We start from the raw sequence: 19,420 nt of genomic DNA on the forward strand, positions 1-19,420 counted from the left end.
GAATCGTACCGAGCCGTACGCCCCCGACGCGAACGCCTTCCTGGTGGGGCCGGGGCCCGGCGTTCGGATCAGGCTGGATCAGGGACACGACAACGCAGCAGATGCGCGTGCCGGGGCCCGCGAGCCCGGCATGATCCGAACGACAGGCCCTACGGCTCCTCCCCCGCGCACGCCTCCTCGAAGAAGTCCACGTTCTCCTGGAGGGCCTTCATCAGCCGGTCCCGTTCGGCCTCGTCGACCTGGACGGGCGCGACCTGCGAGGCCCCGGTGAGCCGCCGGAAGCCGCCCCGGTTCTCCAGCCGCCCCTCCACCTGCAGCGGCAGCCCCACGAGGTGGGCGTGGCCCGCGATGCGGTACGCCTCCTCGTCCAGCTCCACACGGACGTGCGCGACCTCGGCCCCGGCCAGCACCCGCAGCCGTACGATCCCGGCACCGCGCGGCCCCGAGCGGCGCAGCCGGACCACCGCGCCGGTCAGCCGCACCTGCACAGCGGGTTCGTCGCGGAGGTAGCGGGCTCCGGCGGCACGCAGGGCCGGGAGGTCACCCGGGGAGAACTCGACGGGGGCGGGGCGGACCGGGCAGCCGTCCGGGGTGCCCGCCGCGGGCGCCCACCGCAGGTCGATCCCGGCCCCCTCGGTGCCGCACACCAGGGCGATCAGCGCCTCGGTCAGCTCCCGGCCGACGCCCGCCGCGACCGCGCTGTCGAAGGCCTCCATGCCGCCGGTGGCCCGCTGGTAGTCCACCGCCTCGCGGGTGGCGTGCAGGGCGTGGCAGAGCCGGACGGCGACGGCGCGTCCGGAGGAGACGGGGACGTACGCGGTGAGGCCCCGGCCATCGGCTCCGGGCCCGATCAGGGCGTCGTCCAGGGCGGCCCGCGCCTTCCTGCGGTGCCGGGCCCCGTGGTAGCCGGCCCGGCCGCGGGCCGCGAGGGCCCCGGCCATGAGGACCTGCCGGGCGGCCGAGCGCAGCTCCTCCGCCTCGGTCCAGCCCGAGGCGCCCGCGGCCGCTGCCACCGAATCGGGGACCTCGCGCCACCAGCGGATCTCGTCGCTGGGCACGGTGAGGGAGACCAGGACGTCGCGGGCGGAGGGGTCGGCGCTGCGGCCGAGGGCGTCGAGGGCCTCCTCGATCAGCTCCCCGCTGTCGGGAAAGGCCACGCTCTCGGGCACCAGCAGGCTCGTCGCCCCGGCGGCGGATCCGGGCGGGGTCCAGCGGCCGTACCGTCCCGGTGCTCCCCCGCGCCGCTGCCAGCCGTGCCGGCGCAGGAGGGCGGCGAGAACGGCGGGATCGGGTAGCTCCGCACCGGCCACGGCGACCGGCCGCGGCCCGGGACGGGCGGGGGGATGCGAGCGGGCGGCGGGCAGTCCCGCTCCGCCCGTGGGCTCGTCCATCGACCGGTGCATCAGGGTCTCCCTCCGGCCCCGACCCGGGCCATGATGTCGCAGAGTGCGCGGTCGTCGAAGATCCGCGAGGTCGGGATGCGCACAGTGGTCCGGTGCCGGCCCGTCACCGCGTGGCCGGCCAGGTTGGTCCAGTAGCAGCAGTGGCGCAGGTCGAGGCTCCCGGGCCCGGCGCGCAGCCAGTCGTCCTGGCTGCGGGGCACGAGCATCACGACCAGGATCTTGTGCACCGACACCGGGCTGCGGGCGAGCTTGACGAGGTGGGCGTTGTCGAGCGTGAAGGAGAACGCCCCGCCCGCCGGGTGCGGCGGTATCTGGTAGGTGCACTTGAGCTGCACCTTGATGGTCACTTCGTCGTCGACGGTGTGGGCCGGGGCGCCGTGGCTGACGTGCCAGTCGATGCCGTTGTCGGGGAAGGGCTGGGACAGCGAGCATCCCGCCGCCGCCGCGACGGCGTGCAGATAGCCCACCTGAAGGGTCTCCATGCAGGCGGTGGTGGCGAGGGAGCCGCGCAGCGGCGCGTCCGGCTGCCGCGGCAGCCGCGGCCCGAAGGCCTCGGCGCGGGTGGGTCCCCCGGGGTCGGGCTGCGCGAGCGCCATGGCTCCGTGTGCCTTCCGGGCGTGCCGATCGATGGCAGGTGGCCTGCCGGCGGGGTGTCGTGGGCTGGGCGGATCGACGGACGTCGGAGGTAACTTCCGTACGTCTCAACTGTGTTGTCACCGCATCGGACCGCCCGCAAACGGCGTATCAGGCAAACAGCCCGGGTATCACCGATATCGGGCAGAGGAATCATTCCATCTGCCGTGCAGGTGCGAGGAGTTCGGGGATGATGCACTGGTTCGAGGGGCCACTGGCCGCTTTTGACACGGAGACGACAGGCGTGGACGTCGAGCAGGACCGGATCGTTTCGGCCGCTCTCGTCGCGCAGGACACCGCGGGCGGTCGCGTCCGCGTCACCCGCTGGCTGGTCAATCCGGGGGTTCCGGTCCCGCCCGGGGCGACCGAGATCCACGGTCTGACCGACGATCACCTTCAGCGCAAAGGGCGTTGGCCCGCCCCGGTGATGGACGAGATGGCCCGCTCGCTGGCGGAGAGCTGCGCGACGGGCCGGCCGCTGGTCGTGATGAACGCCCCCTTCGACCTGACGCTGCTGGACCGGGAGCTGAGGCGGCACCGGGCATCGTCACTGGCCGGCTATCTGGACGGCGTACCGATGCGCGTAGTGGATCCGCGGGTGCTGGACAAACACCTGGACCGCTACCGCAAGGGCCGCCGCACGCTCACCGATCTCTGCGCGCGTTACGAGGTGGTGCTCGACGGGGCCCACGACGCGGCGGCCGACGCCACCGCCTCGCTGGAGCTGGTGCGGGCGGTGTGCCGGCGCTTCTCGGCCCGGATGGAACGGCTGTCGCCGTCCGAGCTGCACACCCTCCAGGCGACCTGGCACGCGGCCCAGGCGCGTGGCCTGGAGGCGTGGTTCGCGAAGAACGGGACGCCGGAGGCGGTGGACCCCGCGTGGCCGCTGCGCCCGGAACTGCCCGCGGCGGCTTGAGGGGGTCGAGGGGGTGGGACATGCGAAAGCCGGTCCGCGTGATGCTGGCGGACCGGCTTTCCCCGGTGGGCGATACTGGGTTCGAACCAGTGACCTCTTCGGTGTGAACGAAGCGCTCTCCCACTGAGCTAATCGCCCGGGAACGGGTTGAACCATACAGGGCTCCGTGGGCTTCGTTCAAACTCCTTCCGGTAGCGCTCTACTCAGGACGTCGTGGCCGGGAAGTGAGTATCCGAGCGCATGTACGGGCAGCATGGCCGGGGCCACACTCCCGTACATGGAACATGTGCCCCCGCCCGCCGAGGAACTGGCCCGCCTCGACCGAGAACTGGCCGAGCTGGACGCCCGCAGGGCCCAGCTGCTGACCCGGCGTGCCTGGCTGCTCGCCGCGCTGCGGCCGCCCGCGCCGACGGCCGCCCCGGGCTGGAACCCGTCGGGCTGGGGCGCACCTCACGGCGCCCCCTCGCAGCCGTGGGGCTACGTGCCGAAGCAGCCGTCCGCCCCGCGCAGCGCCCAGAACGTCCTGCTGACCCTGGGCGGCCTGCTGCTGACCATCGCGGCCGTCGCGTTCACGCTGGTGAGCTGGGGATCGATGGGGATCGGCGGCCGGTCGGCCGTGCTGGCCGCGATGACCCTGGGGGCGCTGATCGCACCGGCGGTGCTGCTGCGGCGGAAGCTGGCCGCCACCGCCGAGGCACTGGCGGCCCTGGCCCTGGTGTTGACGCTGCTGGACGTCTACGCGGTCCACGCGGTGGCCGCGCCCGGTACGGACGGGCTCGGTTTCACGGCCGTCGCCTCGGTGGTGCTCGCGGCGCTGTGGACGGCGTACGGGCTGACGCTGGGCAAGCTGCGCCTGCCGTTGCCGGCCGCCGTGGTGCTGGCCCAGTGGCCGCTGCTGTTCTGGGCGTGGGCCGCCGGCGCACCGGCGCTGGTGGTCGGGTGGGCGCTGCTGGCCACGGCGGTGCTGGACGGGACGATCGCGCTGCGGGGCAAGGGCACCGGGGTGCGGGTCACGGCGTGCGTCGGCGGGTCGGTGATGGGCTTCTCCGCCCTGCTGGTGGGCCTGGCACTGTCCATGACGGCTTCCGGTCCGCTCGGGGCGGTGGCTCCGGGCGCGGTGCTGCTGGCGGCCGCGGCGGCGGCCCTGGCCGGGGCCTGGCGCGCGCCCAAGGGGTTCGCGCAGCTGGGCGGCGTGGTGGTCGGCCTCGCCGCGGTGGCCGCGGTGGGAGGCGTACCGGTGGCAGCGGTGCCGGACGCCTGGCACATGCCGGCGTACCTGCTGTGCGGCCTCGCCCTGATGGCGGTCGTACGGACGCGGCTGCCGAGGAACGCGACCCGCGGGGTGCTGGCGGCGTCGGGGGCGGTGGCGGCCTGGGCCCTGGTGTGGACGCTGCCGCCGCTCGCGACGGTGCTGCTGGGCCCGGTGACGCTGCTGTCGGACGTGTGGGCGGGGGCGCCGGAGGGCTTCCGGTCCGCGCTGGGGTCGACGCTGCCGTGGCCGGAGCAGGCCGGGGCCCCGGTGGTGCTCGCCCTGGTGGCCGGGCTGCTGGGGTCGGCGTACCGGTGGTGGCCGTCGGTCGTGCGGATCACCGCGCCGTTGGCCGCACGGGTGGAGACACCCGGGCCGGACACGGCGGCTGGTACGCCGGGCACGGCCTGGACGGCGCCGCCCGGTGCCGGGGTGCCCTGGTACACCGCCGGTGGGGCCGGTGCCCGCAGGCGGCCTTCCGGGGCAGCCGTTCGCGGGGCCGTAGGTGCGGGGGCGGTGGCACTCGGCTGGGGCGCGTTCCTGCTGGCCGGGGCCCTGCTGGACGTGCCCTACGCGCTCGCGGTGGCCGGGGAGACGGCTCTGGTGGGCGGTCTGCTCGCCCTGGCGGTCCGGGGTACCGGGAGCGACCGGGACGCGACGGCGGCCGTGCCGGTGACCGCGCTGGTGGCGGCGGTGTCCGGGGCGGTGAGCGTCGGGGTGCTGTCGCTGGCGTCCGAGGGGGCCTCCTACGCGGTGTTCGGCACGCTGGCGGTGCTGTTCGCCGGGGCGGCGGTCCGGGCTGGGGGGTGCCTTGTCGATCAGGGTCGGATAGGCCGCGGCGTCTGGTGCGGTGCATCGCAAGGCGCTGGAACGTCCTCATCGCGGAGCGATTCGGGCGTTTCGGCAACGCCGCGAGGTGCCGTGCCAGGCGTCGCGGACCCGGCCATGATCGACAAGACACCCCCCAGGGCCGAGGTGCCGCGCGCGGTGTTCGCGGTCGCGGCGGTGGTCTGGGCCACCGTGCTGACGGGGTTCGCGGGCCGGTCCCTGGGGCTCGCCCCGCACGAGGCCGCGCCGCTGCTGCTCGTGGTGCCCGCGCTGACCGTGTTGCTCGGGGCACGGCTGCGGCGGAACCCGACGGCGTTGCCGGTGGAGCTGACGGGCGCGACGGGTGCACTGGTGGCCGTGGGGCTCGCGGTGTCCGACGAGCCGTTCCTGGCCCTGGTGCTGGCGCTGTGCGGGGTGCTGGCGGCGGGAGCGGCGGTGCGGCCCGAGCGGCGGCCGGCGGCGGGCTACCTGGCGGCGGCGCTGTTCGTGCTGGCCACCTGGGTGCGGCTGGCGGCCTCGGAAGTGTCGTTCCCGGAGGCGTACACGCTGCCGGTGACCGTGCCCGCGCTGGTGGTCGGGGTCCTGCGGCGGCGCAGGGACCCGGAGGCGTCCTCGTGGACGGCGTACGGGCCGGGGCTCGCGGCGACGTTGCTGCCGAGCCTGGCGGTCGCCTGGACCGACACGGACTGGCTCCGGCCGCTGTTGCTGGGGGTGGCGGCGCTGGTCGTCACGCTGCTGGGCGCGCGCTACCGCCTCCAGGCGCTGCTGCTGCTCGGCGGGGCGGTGCTGGCGCTGGACGGGCTGCACGAGCTGGCACCGTACGTGCTGCAGGTGGCGGGGGCGCTCCCCCGCTGGCTGCCGCCGGCCCTGGCCGGGCTGCTGTTGCTGATGGTGGGAGCGACGTACGAGCAGCGGCTGCGCGACGCCCGCCGGCTGAAGGACGCGCTGGGGCGGATGCGGTGAGCCGCGCCGATCCGGGGGCCGCTGTTCACGGCGGCTCCCGGGCCGGACGGAAACCGCGCCTCCCGGTCCGGGCAAAAGCGGGCCGGGCAACGCAGAGGGCCCGGGAGACGGATTCCGTCTCCCGGGCCCTCTGTCCGGGTGGGCGATACTGGGTTCGAACCAGTGACCTCTTCGGTGTGAACGAAGCGCTCTCCCACTGAGCTAATCGCCCGGGCGCACCGCAAACATTACCCCATGTCAGCGGTGCTCCAGGACCGTCCCCGGGCTACTCGCTGATCTTCCACGGCATGGTGAGCCCGAACTTCCAGACGTAGATCCCGACCAGCACCGCCATGATCACGAGCCCCACCGTGGTGAGGATGATGTTGCGCCGCCGGACCTTGGGATCGAGGGCCCGCTGCGCCGCCTCGGTGACCTTGCGCTTGGTCCAGCGCAGCACCAGCTGGGCCCAGACGAACTCGGTCGCCCAGATCGCCATGCCGCCGAAGATCACCAGCCAGCCGGGGCCGGGCAGCACCAGCATGAGCACGCCCGCGGTCACGACGCCGAGCCCGACGATGAAAACGCCGGCCTGCCAGCTCAGGTGGAGTGCTTTTGATGCCTTGATGAAACCCGGCGCCCGCGAGCCCAGCTCGCGTTCCGCCCGGTCCGATTCCCCCGTGGCGGATGCCGGGGCCGCCTTCTCGGCGACCTCACTCCGCTCGTCACTCTCCGCGTTCATGAAGCTCAACTTACCCGACCTGTCTTCGTCACCGGAATGGGCGCATAACCCAAAGTTACACGCCGCTGAGCGAGGGGCTCGAAGCATCACAAATGGGTCAGAGGGGTTTACAACGCCACCGTAGGTGGCATGTCGATTTCGCCGACGTGCGAATCCCCGAGCGCACACTGAGCGAAAGGCCCTGGCGCTTATGAACACCACGGTCAGCTGCGAGCTGCACCTGCGCCTCGTTGTGTCGAGCGAGTCCTCACTGCCTGTACCCGCGGGCCTGCGGTATGACACGGCCGATCCCTATGCCGTGCACGCCACCTTCCACACCGGAGCGGAGGAGACGGTCGAATGGGTTTTCGCCCGTGACCTCCTCGCCGAGGGGCTGCACCGGCCCACCGGCACCGGAGACGTCCGCGTCTGGCCATCCCGTAGTCACGGCCAAGGCGTCGTATGCATCGCCCTGAGTTCCCCGGAGGGAGAAGCCCTGCTCGAAGCTCCGGCGCGGGCCCTGGAGTCGTTCCTGAAGAGGACCGACGCCGCGGTTCCGCCCGGCACCGAGCATCGTCACTTCGATCTCGACACGGAGCTCTCCCACATCCTGGCCGAGAGCTGAGCCAGGCAGAGAGCCGCTCGACGCCGTCGACTCGGGGAGACGACGTCGTGCCGACAACCGCATAGGGCAGACACCGGCGCCGTCGTCGCGGAATCCACCGCGACGACGGCGCCGGTGCGCCCGCAGGACCCCTCCCCCTCCCGGGAGCCGGAGAAGCTGATTCCGCTCGTCGGCGGGTCCGCACCGGGCCCGGCGCCGATTGGCCGAGCCAGTAGAGTCAGCCGCCATCGGCAGGCGCCCGCCCGCCGGAAGGCCAGGGAGCGAAGCGTGCTGATCCCCCACGACACCCGGATCGCCCTCGACACGGTGGTCGATCTGGTGAACACCGCACCGGAGAGCCGGCCGCCTCGGGACGGGCTCGCGGGCGGATCCGAGGACGGTCTCGCCGATATCGCCGCGCTGTACGCCTTCGCGGAGCGGCATCTCATCAGCGGGGTCGGCGCACTCGGCGAGAAGGACCTCACCGCCGTGCGCGACGTACGGGCCCGGTTCGCCGAGGTCTTCGCGGCACCCGACCCCCGCACCGCCGCCGACCTGGTCAACCGGCTCGTCGCGGCGGCCGGGACCACCCCGCAGCTCACCGACCACGACGGCTACGACTGGCACGTGCACTACTTCGCCCCGGACGCCTCGATCGCCGACCATCTCGCGGCCGACTGCGGCATGGCACTGGCCTTCATCATCGTGGCGGGCGAGCAGGAGCGGCTGCGGCGCTGCGAGGCGCCGGACTGCGGGCACGCGTTCGTCGACCTGTCGCGCAACCGCTCCCGCCGCTACTGCTCCAGCCGTACGTGCGGAAACCGGCTCCATGTGGCGGCCTACCGGGCCCGGCGCAAGGAAGCCACGGGCTGACGCCCACCCCGCCCCGCACAGCCTCCCGACGTGTCACAGCACGAAGAGATCGTGCAGGGCGGCCATCAGCAGCAGACCCCCGATCACCGTCAGGAAGATCATCAGGGGCGGCTGGGAGAGCGCGAAGAGACAGCCGCGGGGCTCTTCGGCGGGGGGTGCGGGGGCATCGCCCCGGGAAGTGTCCACCATCTCGGGGTGATCATGACGCACCCGCGGCCGGGTTGGCGATCAACCAAGGTCATTCCCCCGGGAGTTCACCGTCCCGTGGCCCTCGGTAATCGCTCCGTCGTACGGGTCGCCGTCAGGCATTCGGACCGGCGGCCCGAGCACCGGGCCCGCGGGGCCCGGCCGACGTCTCAGATGCCGTGCTTCTTGAGGATCGCCTCGATGTCGCTGAAGTCGTCGCCGGGCGCGGCGGCCCCCTGCTTCTTCTTCGACTGCGCCTGCGGCTGCGGCTGCGGCTGCGAGGCCGCTGCCGGTCCGGCCGTGGCGCTGGCGCCGGCGCCGGCGCCGAGCGAGGGAGCGGAGGCGGCCGGGGCGACCGCCTCGTTCCGCCCGGCAGCCCGTGCGGCCTTGCGTTCCGCGCGGGTGGTGCCGCTGCGGCGCTCGATGGCGCGGGTGGTCATGAACAGCAGCCACGAGAGGCCGAGCACCCCGAAGCCGAGCCAGACACTCGGCTTGAAGGCGATCCCGGCGACCCACTCGACGACCCCGGTCAGCACGAGCCCGACCGGGACGAGGGAGTAGGCGGCGATCCTCGTCGCCGTGAGGAACCGTTTGCGGTACGCGGTCACGGCGGCGATGCCCAGGCCGGCCGCCGACACCGCGGAACAGATGGTCTCGGCAAGCATCAGGGCCTCCACGCGCAGGGGATACGTCCCTTCCATCCTGCACCGGCGAGCACCGTAGGGGCCATGGCGGCGGTCCACCTCAGGGACATTTCAGGGCCGGGCTCCTCCCCAGGGGGTGCCCGGGTCCCGATTGGGACGCGCCCGCCCGGCCTGAAAGACTGGCCGCATGAGCGATTCCACCCCCGCGGCACCGGTCGTCCTCGACCTCTGGTGCGATCTCGAATGCCCCGACTGCCACCGCGCCCTCGACGATGTGCACGCCCTCCGCGCCCGGTACGGGGACCGCGTCGAGATCCGGCTGCGGCACTTCCCGCTGGAGAAGCACAAGCACGCCTACGCCGCGGCCCAGGCCGCCGAGGAGGCGACCGACCAGGGCAAGGGCTGGCCGTACATCGAGGCCCTGCTGTCCCGCACCGCCGATCTCGGCCGCACGGGCGAGCCGGCACTCCTCGACGTGGCACGCGAACTGGACCTGGACGCCGAGGAGTTCGACACCGCGCTGATCGACGGCCGGCATCTGCTGATCGTCGACGCCGACCAGGCGGAGGGCAAGGCGATCGGCGTTACCGGCACGCCCACCTATGTGATCGGCGACGAGCGGCTGGACGGCGGCAAGAGCCAGGACGGGCTGCGCGAACGGATCGAGGAGATCCTCGACCGCACCCTGGCCTCGCGGGACCGGTAGTCGCGGAACCCGCACCGCAGGACCGGCATCGCGGGGGCCCGCCTACAACGCCTTGGCCAGGTTGTACCGCGTCGTCGTGTAGCCGAGGGACTCGTACAGCCGCAGGGCCGGGGTGTTGGAGGCGAAGACGTGCAGGCCGAGCCGGTCCGCGCCCCAGGCGCGGGTGACGTCCTCGGCGACCAGCATCAGGGCCCGGCCGTGGCCCCGGCCCCGGTGCTCCTCGCGCACCTCGACGTCGAAGACGAATCCGGACGGGCCCCCCGTCGGCAGCTCCCGCAGGGCCACCCACACATGGCCGACGACCTCGCCCGCGTGCAACAGCATCCGGAAGCGCACCCCCTTGGTCGCCAGCCCGTCCGGCAGGAGGGCTGCGTGGTCGGTCTCGGACTTGCGCCGGGCCTGCTCGGGCGGCACTCCGCGGTCGGCCCAGTCCTGCGCGTACGTCCGCACCGCGTCCTGCCGCCAGGCGGCGAACTCCTCCTCGCTCATCGCGCGCGAGGTGAGGCCCACGGGGAGCGGGGCGGCGTCCGGGCCGAGGTCCTTGGCCATGTTGCGGCTGCGTTCGGCGTAGCCGAGGGCGGCCGCGAGCCGCCGGGCAGGGTCGTTGCCGGCGGGGACCTCCACCCGTACCCGGGTACAGCCCCACCCCCGCAGCACCTCCTCGGCGGCGAGCGCGGCGATGGTGCCCCGGCCACGCCTGCGCCGGGACTCCTCCACGCTGAGGGAGCCCAGTACCCCGGCGGTCGCGCCGAACGCGTCGTCGGTGCTGATCACGACGGCGCCGACCGGCCGCCCGTTGTCGCACACGTCGTAGTGGCGGGCCCGCGCCCCGTCGGCGCCTTGCTGAAGCGGCCCGGAAGGCCGGAGTGTCGTGGTCATCAAGGGTTTGTATCCCCTGTGCGACGCCCCGTCACGCGCTTTTCGGGGCCGCCGGGGTCTTCTACGGGTCGAGCCCGGGTGCCCGTTACGGGTCGAGGTCGTCGCCGGCCCGCTCGGCGAAGATCCGCATGGCCTTCGCCGTCACCGGTCCGCTCTCCGGGGACAGCTCGCGGTCGTCGACCCGGTGCACCGCCTGGATGTCGCGGAGCGTCGAGGTCAGGAACACCTCGTCGGCCTCGTCGAGGACGTCCATCGGGAGGTCGGTCTCCTCGGCCCCGGTCCACTCCACGGCCAGCGCGCGGGTGATCCCGGCGAGACAGCCGGAGGCCACCGGCGGGGTGTGGATGCGGCCGTCCAGGACGACGAACACATTGGATCCGGTGCCTTCGCAGAGGCGGTCGGCCGTGTTGGGGAACAACGCCTCGGACGCGCCCCGTTCCCGCGCCCGTGCCAGGGCGACGACGTTCTCGGCGTACGAGGTGGTCTTCAGGCCCGCGAGCGCGCCGCGTTCGTTGCGCGTCCAGGGGACGGTGATCACCGCCGTGCTGTCCGGGCGGCGACTCACCCCGTCGAGGGCGACGACAAGGCTCGGCCCGTCGGTGCCCCGGTCCGAGCCGAGCGGGGACAGCCCGCCGGTGTAGGTGATCCGCAGGCGTCCCAGGGCGACGGGGTTGGCGTCGATGACCGCGGCGGCGGCGCGACGGACCTCGTCGTGGTCGGGGTCGGGCAGGCCCAGGCCCCGGGCGGACCGGGTGAGGCGGTCGAGGTGCCGGGTCAGGGCGAAGGGGCGCCCCTCGCTCGTACGCACCGTCTCGAAGATGCCGTCGCCCACGGTCAGCCCATGGTCGAGCACCGAAAGCCGGGCGTCGTCGGCGTCCCGCAGTCCGCCGTTGACCCAGATCCTCATATCGCGGTCCTTCCTGTCTCCTCGAACGCCCCTGACGCTACAGCGAGCAGCCGGGAGGCCTTGAGTTCGGTCTCGTCCCATTCGCGCTCCGGGTCGGATCCCCAGGTGATCCCGGCCCCGGTCCCGAACCGCAGCAGCGGCGCGGGCCCGGCCCGGTCGATCCAGAACGTCCGTATCCCGACGGCGAGCGAGGCCGTACCCCGGTCGGCGTCGACCCAGCCGACCGCACCGCAGTACGGCCCGCGCGGGGCCCGCTCCAGCTCGGCGATGATCCGCAGCGCGCTGGACTTCGGCGCCCCGGTGACCGAGCCGGGCGGGAAGGCCGCCGAGAACAGCTCGGGCCAGCCCGCCCCGTCGGCCAGCCGGCCCCGGACGGTGGAGACGAGGTGGACGAGGCCCGGGTGCTTCTCCACCACGCAGAGATCGGGCACGCTCACGCTTCCGGTGGCACAGACCCGGCCCAGGTCGTTGCGGACCAGGTCCACGATCATCACGTTCTCCGCATGGTCCTTCGCCAGCAGATCGTTCTCGGTCCGGCCGGTGCCCTTGATCGGCCCGGACTCCACGGTCCGCCCGTCGCGCCGCAGGAAGAGTTCCGGGGACGCGGTGGCGACCTCCACCCCGTGGCCGGGCAGCCGGATCGTTCCCGCGTACGGTGCGGGGTTGCCACGGGCGAGCAGGGAGGTCAGGGCGTCGATGTCGGCCCCGGCCCCGCCGCCGGGGAGCGGTGCGGAAAGCACCCGGCAGAGGTTGGCCTGATAGACGTCGCCCGCCGCGATGTGTTCACGGATCCGCCGTACGCCCGCTGTGTAGGCGTCACGGTCCAGCGAGGAGTTCCAGTCCCCGGTGGCGGGCCCACGCCAGGCTCCGGGCGCGGGAGGAGGCACCGGCTCCTTGCGTACGTCGGAGAAGCGGGCGCAGACGATACGGCCTTCAAAATCGGCGCATACCGCCCAGAAACCGGATGAATCGAGAGCCGCAGGATCGCGGGTCACATCCTGCAGACCGGAGGCGATGAGGCCGTCGAAGCGGGCCAAGGGGGCGAGATCGGACACGCGAATGAGTCTAGGACGGTGTGCGGTGACCTGCGCCGGGGCGAGGTCACCGCAGCACGCTGCACAAACGCGTTTTTGTACTGGCCCGGGAATCCGCTAGAGTTCAACACGTCGCCGGGACGCGCAAGCAGTCCGGGAAAGACAAGCGGACGTAGCTCAGTTGGTAGAGCGCAACCTTGCCAAGGTTGAGGTCGCCAGTTCGAACCTGGTCGTCCGCTCGCAGAAGGTGGGGATTCTTCCCGAACCCCCACCCCTGGTGGAGTGGCCGAGAGGCGAGGCAACGGCCTGCAAAGCCGTCTACACGGGTTCAAATCCCGTCTCCACCTCCAAGGACGATTAGCTCAGCGGGAGAGCGCTTCCCTGACACGGAAGAGGTCACTGGTTCAATCCCAGTATCGTCCACTGATCCGCAAGGATCATCGGTCCGCAAGGATCTCCGCGCGATTAGCTCAGCGGGAGAGCGCTTCCCTGACACGGAAGAGGTCACTGGTTCAATCCCAGTATCGCGCACGCAGTACACGCAGTTTCACCCCGCGCGATTAGCTCAGCGGGAGAGCGCTTCCCTGACACGGAAGAGGTCACTGGTTCAATCCCAGTATCGCGCACCACCGAGAACCCCTGGTCGTCTCCACGACCGGGGGTTCTTTCGTCGTACGGTCCGTCCCCCTGAGCGGCCCGGCGACGCGGTGACCGCCGGGCTGCTCAGGACGCTCAGGACGCTCAGGACGCTCAGGACGAGAACAGCATCCGGCCGAAGCCCTTCTGGCGGCGGTGGCCGTAGTGCCCGCCGTGCTGCGGTGCGCCCCAGGCCGGGGCGTGGGCGGCGGGAGCGGCCGGGTACGCCTGTGGGGCGGGAGCTGCCGGGTAGCCCCCGGGGGCGGGGGGCGCGGGCGGAGCCTGCTGGGACCACTGGGACTCCAGGCGGGTCAGCGACTCCAGCTCGCCGTAGTCGAGGAATATCCCCCGGCAACCGCTGCACTGCTCGATCTGGACGCCGTTGCGGTTGTACGTGTTCATCTGCGCGTGACACTTCGGGCACTGCATCATCGGCTCGGCTCCTCGCCCTCGTTGTGCCGTCGCCGGAATGCCTGCCCGGCGGCGGTCCGTTCACCCTACGACGCGTGGTCGGCGGCCAACTCGGACGGCAACGTAGCGATTCGGGCACAGGATTCGATCATCAACTGTTCGAGCTCGTCCGGATCCCGTTGCTCCGCGGCGCACTTGGCCAGGGCGAGGGCCGCCGTCTGCACCGTCAGCGCGCGGGCGGGGACGTCCAGTTCGGGCCAGGGGTCCCCGGCGGCGGGAACCGCGGGTCCCCCGGCGGAACGGTAGGCGTCCAGGCAGGCGGACCAGTCCTCGGGAGCCAGGAGTCCGGCCGCGTACCAGGCCGCGGGCCGGGCGAGGTCCCACGCCGGGTCGCCCGCCCCCGCGTCATCAACGTCGATGAGCAGCCAGGGCCCGTCCGGCGCGGGATGACGGACGAGCTGGCCCAGGTGCAGGTCTCCGTGGCACAGGAAGCCGGCCCTCCGCAAGGGCGCCGGGGACTCGCCCCGGGCCCAGGCCGGCAGGGCGCGCCAGCCGGCCAGCACGGGCAGGACGGCCGGGTCGCCGGGAAGGGCGGCGCGCATCCGGGCGACGGCCCTCGCCGCCTTGGCCGGTCCACGCATCGGCGGGATCCGGAACGGGGGCTCCGTCCGGTGGAGGCGGGCGAGCAGCACGGCTGCCTCGGCCCAGGGAGCCGCCTCGGGGTCGGTGGGGTCCACGGGCTCGCCGAACGGCCAGAGCGTGACCGGGCGGGGAGCGGGCGCGGGGCGCTCGGGGGGCTCAGACCGCTGGGGGGCGCCGGAGGGCTCTGGGTGCCCGGGGGCGGTGAGCGACTGCCCTGGGGCAGTGAGCGGCGGGAGCAGGATCCCGGTGAGCTGCGGGGCGGCGGCCAGGGCGGTCCGGGCCGCCAGTGCCTCGCGGTCGGTGTCGGCGGCGTGGGCCTTCGCCACGATCGCGCCGCTGCGGACCACCGTGCCGTCGGGCCGGTCCGCGAGGACCTGCGGCGGCCCGCACACGCAACGTGTCCTGGTGGGGTGCGAGAGGCGGTGCGCGAGGGTGCCCAGGTCATGGACGACTGAGGTCTCGGTGGTGGTCAACGGCTCCCCCGGCGTCGGTCGGCCCGGCCGTGGCACCGGTCCTGCGGTGAGCGTAACGCGAGAGCCGGTCCGGACCGTGCTGGTGCTGTGCGTGGGCCTGAACCGGGAAGCGCCTGAGCCCGGACAGCGCGATGCCCGGTCAGCTCCCCAGCTGACCGGACAAACGCTGCCGTCCGCCGCACCCCCGTCCCCACGGGGCTGTTGGCCGGATGCGTGGGTCCGGACCGCTCTTCCGGACCCCGGGCGCCGCTCAGCGCCCCAGCATCACCGCCACGGACGACGCATGTGTGACCACCGCGTCCCAGCCGCCGAAGACGACCACGAGCAGGGCCGCCAGGGGAAGGACCATCGCCGTCGCCACCAAGGGGTGACGGGTGCCGGACGAGCGGGCGCCGAGCGCGGCGTACGCCTCGCGTCCCTGCATACGGACCATCGTCCGCGTTGCCGTGTCCGACATGGTTCCTCTCCTGACCTGATGGGGGGCGGCGGGCGTGTGACCTCGGGGGACGAGTGCTGCGCCCGCCGCTTGATCTCAACATTAGGTAAGCGGCGAGCACAGGGCGTCATGCCCGCGTACCGAATCCCAGGCCTCCCGGAGGATGAGCCGTCGTCGATCGGCGTACTCCCCTGGGTGGAGACGGACCACCGGGGGCCGGGGTCATCCCGGAGGGGACGCCGGGCCGGGCCGGCACGTGCCCAGTACCTGATTCGGTAACGTTCTTCGGTACGTGACCCGTCGGCCCCGCGGGCACGCCCGGTGGGTGACTTCACTCACGCCCGCCGCCCCCGACGGGCGGCCACCCCTGTGCCGGCGGCCGCCCGGGACAGCACTACCCCGTATGCCGGGACGGTGGTCACCGCCTCCGTGACGACCGCGTCCCGGCGTCCCGCAGTGATCCAATCGCCCTTGCCCGACGGCCCCTTGAGCGGGCCGGCCGTCTGAGGGGCCCGGATCCGCCGCGCCCTGACCCCTCTTCACCCCTCCCGTACGGCACGGACAATCGAATCCCCGGCGAGGGCGCGGCCTCTGAGCGTGCCGGGCGCGGGGTACGTAAGCTGTGCCTCGTCAGGCGGACCAGGCAGCGGGGATGGGCAGACGATGGCGATGATGCGGCTCCGGCGCGAGGACCCGCGTCTCGTCGGCTCGTTCCGGCTGCACCGGCGGCTCGGCGCGGGTGGCATGGGCGTCGTCTACCTCGGCTCCGACCGGCGCGGCCAGCGGGTCGCGCTCAAGGTGATCCGGCCCGACCTGGCGGAGGATCAGGAGTTCCGTTCGCGGTTCGCACGCGAGGTGTCGGCGGCCCGGCGGATCCGCGGCGGCTGCACGGCCCGGCTGGTCGCCGCCGATCTGGAGGCGGACCGCCCGTGGTTCGCGACGCAGTACGTGCCCGGCCCCTCACTGCACGACAAGGTCGCCGAGGAGGGCCCCCTGGCCGCCGCCGAGGTCGCCTCGATCGGGGCGGCGCTCTCCGAGGGTCTGGTGGCGGTGCACGAGGCGGGGGTGGTCCACCGCGACCTGAAGCCGTCGAACATCCTCCTCTCCCCCAAGGGCCCCCGCATCATCGACTTCGGCATCGCCTGGGCGACCGGGGCGAGCACGCTCACCCATGTCGGTACGGCGGTGGGGTCGCCCGGGTTCCTCGCGCCCGAGCAGGTGCGGGGCGCGGCGGTGACGCCCGCGACGGACGTCTTCTCGCTCGGCGCGACACTGGCGTACGCGGCGATGGCCGACTCCCCCTTCGGACACGGCAGTTCCGAGGTGATGCTGTACCGCGTCGTGCACGAGGAGCCGCAGCTCCACGATGTGCACCACGCGCTGGCCCCCCTGGTGCGCGCCTGTCTGGCGAAGGACCCGGAGGAGCGGCCCAGCACGCTTCAACTGTCCATGCGTCTCAAGGAGATCGCGGCGCGCGAGGCGCAGGGGCTGCATGAGAGCCGGCCGCCCTTCCAGCGCTCCGCCCAGGAAGCCGACCGGCCGACCGGGCGGATGGCCGATCCGTACGCCGAGCAGCACACCCGCCGTTCGGATGGCCCGTCCGCCTCCCGCCCCCAGCCGGGCAGGCGCGGCGCGCCCGCTCGTTCGGGGCCATCGCGCACCGGTGGCTCGCGCCCGCAGCAGGCGTCGCGCAACACGACGCGTTCCGGGGGGAAGCGGCAGGGGCCCCCGGCCGGGACGAACGGCCGGCCCGGGACCCGCTCCGGGGGCCGCACGACCTCGGCGGGGCGTGGTCCGGCCAACCCTCGGCTGCTGCGTCAGCGGCTGGTGGTGTTCGTCGTGGTGACCCTGCTGGTGGCGCTGGGCATCGCGGCGGCGCAGGGCTGTCAGGGGCCGGCCCGAGGTCTCGGCGGGAGCGAGCAGCCGGAGCGGGCGCCCCGGGCGCAGGCCTGGCAGGACGACTCCGGCGGCTCCGGCGATCATCAGGTCCGGGGTACGCAGGGGGCGACGCGGTCGTCCTGACGCCAGGACCCGGCGGGGGCTTGCCCGTACTCAGCTCTCCGGGCGTCCCGTGGCCACCGCGTAGAACGCGACGGCCGCCGCCGCGCCCACGTTCAGCGAGTCGACGCCGTGCGCCATCGGGATGCGGACCCATGCGTCGGCGGCCATCAGAGCCTGTGTGGACAGGCCGTCGCCCTCCGCGCCGAGCATCAGCGCCACCCGTTCCAACCGGTGCGGGGCCGCCTCGTCGATGCTGGTGGCCTTGGTGTCCGGAGTGAGGGCGAGGAGCCGGAAGCCGGCCTCCCGTACCCCTTCCAACCCCTTGGGCCAGGCTTCCAGCCGGGCGTAGGGGACGGAGAAGACCGCGCCCATGGAGACCTTGACGGAGCGCCGGTAGAGCGGGTCGGCGCAGTCCGGTGAGAGCAGGACCGCGTCCATGCCCAGGGCCGCCGCGCTGCGGAAGATGGCACCGATGTTGGTGTGGTCGTTCACCGACTCCATGACCACCACCCGGCGCGCGGTGGCGAGCAGTTCGTCGGAGGCGGGCAGCGGCTTGCGCTGCATGGAGGCGAGCGCACCGCGGTGTACGTGGTAGCCGGTGACGCGTTCGGCGAGCTCGGGAGCGACGGCGTACACCGGGGCCGGGACCTCGTCGATGACGTCGCGCATGACGTCGACCCACTTGGCCGAGAGCAGCATGGACCGCATCTCGTACCCGGTCTGCCGGGCGCGTCGGATCACCTTCTCGCCCTCGGCGATGAAGAGGCCTTCGGCCGGTTCGCGTCGTCGTCGCAGCTCCACGTCGGTCAGGCCGATGTAGTCGCTCAGCCGCGGGTCGTCGGGGTCGTCGACGGTGATGAGATCTGCCACAGGGTGATACTGCCTTGTCCGGTGTGTGGTGCCAACGTCTGGGATCGAGATATGTAACCGCGGGTTACTTCGCTGCTGGTCACTCGGCCGGATCCGGGGCGGTCCTCGGTGCGGAGTCCGGGCCGACCGCGACGACCTCGCCGACGACGATCACGGCGGGCGGGCGCACGTCCTCGGCGACCGCCCGCTCGCCGACGTCCGCGAGGGTCGCGTCGACCCGGCGCTGGGCGGCGGTGGTGCCCTCCTGGACGAGGGCCACCGGGGTGGCCGGGTCCTTGCCGTGGGCGATCAGGGCGGCGGCGATGGCGCCGATCTTGTCGACGGCCATCAGCAGGACGAGGGTGCCGCGCAGCCGGGCGATGGCCGCCCAGTCGACCAGCGAGCGCGGGTCCTCGGGGGCGACATGGCCGCTGACCACGGTGAACTCATGGGCGACGCCTCGGTGGGTGACCGGGATGCCGGCCGCACCGGGGACGGAGATGGTGCTGGAGATCCCGGGGACGACCGTGCAGGCAATGCCCTCGGCGGCCAGTGCCTGGGCCTCCTCCATGCCTCGGCCGAAGACGAACGGGTCGCCGCCCTTGAGCCTGACCACGGACTTGCCCGCCTTGGCGTGCTCGATCAGCGCCTGGTTGATCGCCTCCTGGGCCATGAACCGCCCGTACGGGATCTTCGCGGCGTCGATCACCTCGACGTGCGGCGGGAGTTCGTCGAGCAGGTCGCGGGGGCCGAGGCGGTCGGCGATGACCACGTCGGCCTCGGCGAGGAGGCGGCGGCCGCGAACCGTGATCAGGTCCGGGTCGCCGGGGCCGCCGCCGACGAGCGCGACGCCGGGGGCGCGGGTGCGGTGGTGCGGGGCTGCGAGGGTGCCGTCGCGCAGGCCCTCGACGATGGCGTCGCGGATGGCGGCGGAGTGCCGGGGGTCGCGGCCCTGGGAGGTGGTGGTGAGGACGGCGACGGTCACGTTCTCGCTGCGGCCGGTGGCCGGGGTCCAGGCGGTGGCGGCCTCGGCGTCGTCGGCCCGGACGCACCAGGTGCGGCTGCGCTCGGCCTCGGCGGATGCGGCGTCGTTGGCCGTGGTGTCGGAGGAGGCGATCAGGGCGTACCAGGTGTCGGCGAGGTCGCCGTCCTGGTAGCGGCGACGCTCCCAGCGGATCTCCCCGGCGTCCGCCATGGCCTCGACGGAGGGCGTCGCGGAGGGGGAGACCAGGGTGATGACGGCACCGGTGGCGATGAGCTGCGGCAGCCGCCGCTGGGCGACCTGGCCGCCGCCGACGACGACGACCCGACGGCCGTGCAGGCGCAGTCCTACGGGGTACGCGGGGTGGTCGGCGCGGTCTGCGTGACCTGCGCGGTCGGCGTGGTCGGCGTGCTCGGCCATGGCGGTACGGGCTCCTCGTGCGGGTGCTGCGTAGGCCGCTGCGGC

General features: G+C 73.3%; 19 protein-coding genes and 7 tRNA genes. 11 read left to right on the forward strand and 15 right to left on the reverse strand.

Annotated elements, in window-relative coordinates:
* Positions 1–149 precede the first annotated feature (149 nt).
* A complete protein-coding gene (locus B9S58_RS34125) occupies positions 150–1,403 on the reverse strand; it encodes a hypothetical protein (protein ID WP_103535760.1) in 1,254 nt (417 codons plus the stop codon).
* Positions 1,403–1,999: a DUF4365 domain-containing protein gene (locus B9S58_RS34130; protein WP_103535761.1), complete on the reverse strand. Its 597-nt coding sequence runs from the start codon at positions 1,997–1,999 to the stop codon at positions 1,403–1,405. The genes B9S58_RS34125 and B9S58_RS34130 overlap by 1 nt, the downstream gene beginning before the upstream one ends.
* Before the next feature lie 227 nt (positions 2,000–2,226).
* Between B9S58_RS34130 and B9S58_RS34135 the strand changes: the two genes are divergently transcribed.
* Entirely contained in the window at positions 2,227–2,952 is a 726-nt protein-coding gene (locus B9S58_RS34135; protein ID WP_103535762.1) for a 3'-5' exonuclease, read from the forward strand.
* Positions 2,953–3,018: 66 nt separating this feature from the next.
* Here B9S58_RS34135 and B9S58_RS34140 read toward each other — a convergent pair.
* A tRNA-Val gene (locus tag B9S58_RS34140) sits at positions 3,019–3,090 on the reverse strand.
* A gap of 139 nt (positions 3,091–3,229) precedes the next feature.
* Between B9S58_RS34140 and B9S58_RS38340 the strand changes: the two genes are divergently transcribed.
* Positions 3,230–5,992, forward strand: coding sequence for an SCO7613 C-terminal domain-containing membrane protein (locus B9S58_RS38340; RefSeq protein ID WP_181009551.1), 2,763 nt, complete (start codon positions 3,230–3,232; stop codon positions 5,990–5,992).
* 139 nt (positions 5,993–6,131) lie between these two features.
* Here B9S58_RS38340 and B9S58_RS34150 read toward each other — a convergent pair.
* Positions 6,132–6,203: transfer RNA gene (locus B9S58_RS34150), tRNA-Val, on the reverse strand.
* Between the two features lie 54 nt (positions 6,204–6,257).
* Positions 6,258–6,713, reverse strand: a complete 456-nt coding sequence (locus B9S58_RS34155) for a TIGR02611 family protein (protein WP_103535763.1) — start codon at positions 6,711–6,713, stop codon at positions 6,258–6,260.
* Between the two features lie 190 nt (positions 6,714–6,903).
* Between B9S58_RS34155 and B9S58_RS34160 the strand changes: the two genes are divergently transcribed.
* On the forward strand, positions 6,904–7,317 hold the full coding sequence (locus B9S58_RS34160) for an SsgA family sporulation/cell division regulator (RefSeq protein ID WP_003959770.1): 414 nt from the start codon (positions 6,904–6,906) through the stop codon (positions 7,315–7,317).
* Positions 7,318–7,584: 267 nt separating this feature from the next.
* Positions 7,585–8,169, forward strand: coding sequence for a CGNR zinc finger domain-containing protein (locus B9S58_RS34165; protein WP_103535764.1), 585 nt, complete (start codon positions 7,585–7,587; stop codon positions 8,167–8,169).
* Positions 8,170–8,202: 33 nt separating this feature from the next.
* Here B9S58_RS34165 and B9S58_RS38345 read toward each other — a convergent pair whose 3' ends face one another.
* On the reverse strand, positions 8,203–8,358 hold the full coding sequence (locus B9S58_RS38345) for a hypothetical protein (protein WP_164494018.1): 156 nt from the start codon (positions 8,356–8,358) through the stop codon (positions 8,203–8,205).
* Between the two features lie 167 nt (positions 8,359–8,525).
* Positions 8,526–9,020, reverse strand: a complete 495-nt coding sequence (locus B9S58_RS34170; protein ID WP_103535828.1) for a hypothetical protein — start codon at positions 9,018–9,020, stop codon at positions 8,526–8,528.
* 166 nt (positions 9,021–9,186) lie between these two features.
* Here B9S58_RS34170 and B9S58_RS34175 point away from each other — a divergent pair, with 166 nt between their 5' ends.
* Entirely contained in the window at positions 9,187–9,705 is a 519-nt protein-coding gene (locus B9S58_RS34175) for a DsbA family protein (RefSeq protein WP_103535765.1), read from the forward strand.
* A gap of 42 nt (positions 9,706–9,747) precedes the next feature.
* Here the strand turns inward: B9S58_RS34175 and B9S58_RS34180 are convergent, their stop codons facing one another.
* From B9S58_RS34180 to B9S58_RS34190, 3 genes are all read right to left on the reverse strand, one after another.
* The gene (locus tag B9S58_RS34180; RefSeq protein ID WP_103535766.1) at positions 9,748–10,584 is read right to left on the reverse strand and encodes a GNAT family N-acetyltransferase; all 837 of its coding nucleotides are present in this window, start codon (positions 10,582–10,584) and stop codon (positions 9,748–9,750) included.
* Between the two features lie 85 nt (positions 10,585–10,669).
* Complete coding sequence (locus tag B9S58_RS34185) at positions 10,670–11,491, reverse strand: aminotransferase class IV (protein ID WP_103535767.1); 822 nt, start codon at positions 11,489–11,491, stop codon at positions 10,670–10,672.
* Positions 11,488–12,546 carry a chorismate-binding protein gene (locus tag B9S58_RS34190; protein ID WP_181009552.1) on the reverse strand — a complete coding sequence of 353 codons (1,059 nt, stop codon included), beginning with the start codon at positions 12,544–12,546 and terminating at the stop codon, positions 11,488–11,490. Before B9S58_RS34190 ends, B9S58_RS34185 begins: the two co-directional genes overlap by 4 nt.
* 145 nt (positions 12,547–12,691) lie before the next feature.
* Between B9S58_RS34190 and B9S58_RS34195 the strand changes: the two genes are divergently transcribed.
* From B9S58_RS34195 to B9S58_RS34215, 5 genes are all read left to right on the forward strand, one after another.
* A tRNA-Gly gene (locus B9S58_RS34195) sits at positions 12,692–12,764 on the forward strand.
* Positions 12,765–12,801: 37 nt separating this feature from the next.
* Positions 12,802–12,875, forward strand: a tRNA-Cys gene (locus B9S58_RS34200).
* A 1-nt stretch (position 12,876) separates the two neighbouring features.
* Positions 12,877–12,948, forward strand: a tRNA-Val gene (locus B9S58_RS34205).
* Positions 12,949–12,984: 36 nt separating this feature from the next.
* A tRNA-Val gene (locus tag B9S58_RS34210) sits at positions 12,985–13,056 on the forward strand.
* A 23-nt stretch (positions 13,057–13,079) separates the two neighbouring features.
* A tRNA-Val gene (locus B9S58_RS34215) sits at positions 13,080–13,154 on the forward strand.
* A 121-nt stretch (positions 13,155–13,275) separates the two neighbouring features.
* Here B9S58_RS34215 and B9S58_RS34220 read toward each other — a convergent pair.
* The 3 genes from B9S58_RS34220 to B9S58_RS34230 form a co-directional block, all read right to left on the reverse strand.
* Positions 13,276–13,593 (reverse strand): zf-TFIIB domain-containing protein, encoded by a 318-nt coding sequence (locus B9S58_RS34220; protein ID WP_103535768.1) that lies wholly within the window; start codon positions 13,591–13,593, stop codon positions 13,276–13,278.
* A gap of 65 nt (positions 13,594–13,658) precedes the next feature.
* Positions 13,659–14,687 carry a phosphotransferase family protein gene (locus B9S58_RS34225; RefSeq protein ID WP_103535769.1) on the reverse strand — a complete coding sequence of 343 codons (1,029 nt, stop codon included), beginning with the start codon at positions 14,685–14,687 and terminating at the stop codon, positions 13,659–13,661.
* A 250-nt stretch (positions 14,688–14,937) separates the two neighbouring features.
* Positions 14,938–15,144 carry a hypothetical protein gene (locus B9S58_RS34230; RefSeq protein WP_103535770.1) on the reverse strand — a complete coding sequence of 69 codons (207 nt, stop codon included), beginning with the start codon at positions 15,142–15,144 and terminating at the stop codon, positions 14,938–14,940.
* A gap of 642 nt (positions 15,145–15,786) precedes the next feature.
* On the opposite strand from B9S58_RS34230, the gene B9S58_RS34235 reads away from it, so the two are divergent.
* Complete coding sequence (locus B9S58_RS34235) at positions 15,787–17,145, forward strand: serine/threonine protein kinase (RefSeq protein ID WP_258045196.1); 1,359 nt, start codon at positions 15,787–15,789, stop codon at positions 17,143–17,145.
* 30 nt (positions 17,146–17,175) lie between these two features.
* On the opposite strand, the gene B9S58_RS34240 is transcribed toward B9S58_RS34235, so the two are convergent.
* Entirely contained in the window at positions 17,176–17,994 is an 819-nt protein-coding gene (locus B9S58_RS34240) for an RNA methyltransferase (protein ID WP_103535771.1), read from the reverse strand.
* Between the two features lie 79 nt (positions 17,995–18,073).
* Positions 18,074–19,375: a uroporphyrinogen-III C-methyltransferase gene (gene cobA, locus B9S58_RS34245; protein WP_103535772.1), complete on the reverse strand. Its 1,302-nt coding sequence runs from the start codon at positions 19,373–19,375 to the stop codon at positions 18,074–18,076.
* Positions 19,376–19,420 lie beyond the last annotated feature (45 nt).

The organism is Streptomyces sp. SM11, from assembly GCF_002910905.1.
Lineage (GTDB): Bacteria > Actinomycetota > Actinomycetes > Streptomycetales > Streptomycetaceae > Streptomyces.

What these genes read in the sequence shown, in the direction of transcription:
- B9S58_RS34125 (WP_103535760.1), bottom strand. Translation starts at nt 1,403, where the DNA reads ATGCACCGGTCGATGGACGAGCCCACGGGCGGAGCGGGACTGCCCGCC.
- B9S58_RS34155 (WP_103535763.1), bottom strand. Translation starts at nt 6,713, where the DNA reads ATGAACGCGGAGAGTGACGAGCGGAGTGAGGTCGCCGAGAAGGCGGCC.
- B9S58_RS34135 (WP_103535762.1), top strand. Translation starts at nt 2,227, where the DNA reads ATGATGCACTGGTTCGAGGGGCCACTGGCCGCTTTTGACACGGAGACG.
- B9S58_RS34230 (WP_103535770.1), bottom strand. Translation starts at nt 15,144, where the DNA reads ATGTCGGACACGGCAACGCGGACGATGGTCCGTATGCAGGGACGCGAG.
- B9S58_RS34170 (WP_103535828.1), bottom strand. Translation starts at nt 9,020, where the DNA reads ATGCTTGCCGAGACCATCTGTTCCGCGGTGTCGGCGGCCGGCCTGGGC.
- B9S58_RS34235 (WP_258045196.1), top strand. Translation starts at nt 15,787, where the DNA reads ATGGCGATGATGCGGCTCCGGCGCGAGGACCCGCGTCTCGTCGGCTCG.
- B9S58_RS34180 (WP_103535766.1), bottom strand. Translation starts at nt 10,584, where the DNA reads ATGACCACGACACTCCGGCCTTCCGGGCCGCTTCAGCAAGGCGCCGAC.
- B9S58_RS34160 (WP_003959770.1), top strand. Translation starts at nt 6,904, where the DNA reads ATGAACACCACGGTCAGCTGCGAGCTGCACCTGCGCCTCGTTGTGTCG.
- B9S58_RS34185 (WP_103535767.1), bottom strand. Translation starts at nt 11,491, where the DNA reads ATGAGGATCTGGGTCAACGGCGGACTGCGGGACGCCGACGACGCCCGG.
- B9S58_RS34130 (WP_103535761.1), bottom strand. Translation starts at nt 1,999, where the DNA reads ATGGCGCTCGCGCAGCCCGACCCCGGGGGACCCACCCGCGCCGAGGCC.
- B9S58_RS34175 (WP_103535765.1), top strand. Translation starts at nt 9,187, where the DNA reads ATGAGCGATTCCACCCCCGCGGCACCGGTCGTCCTCGACCTCTGGTGC.
- B9S58_RS38340 (WP_181009551.1), top strand. Translation starts at nt 3,230, where the DNA reads ATGGAACATGTGCCCCCGCCCGCCGAGGAACTGGCCCGCCTCGACCGA.
- B9S58_RS34220 (WP_103535768.1), bottom strand. Translation starts at nt 13,593, where the DNA reads ATGATGCAGTGCCCGAAGTGTCACGCGCAGATGAACACGTACAACCGC.
- cobA (WP_103535772.1), bottom strand. Translation starts at nt 19,375, where the DNA reads ATGGCCGAGCACGCCGACCACGCCGACCGCGCAGGTCACGCAGACCGC.
- B9S58_RS38345 (WP_164494018.1), bottom strand. Translation starts at nt 8,358, where the DNA reads ATGGTGGACACTTCCCGGGGCGATGCCCCCGCACCCCCCGCCGAAGAG.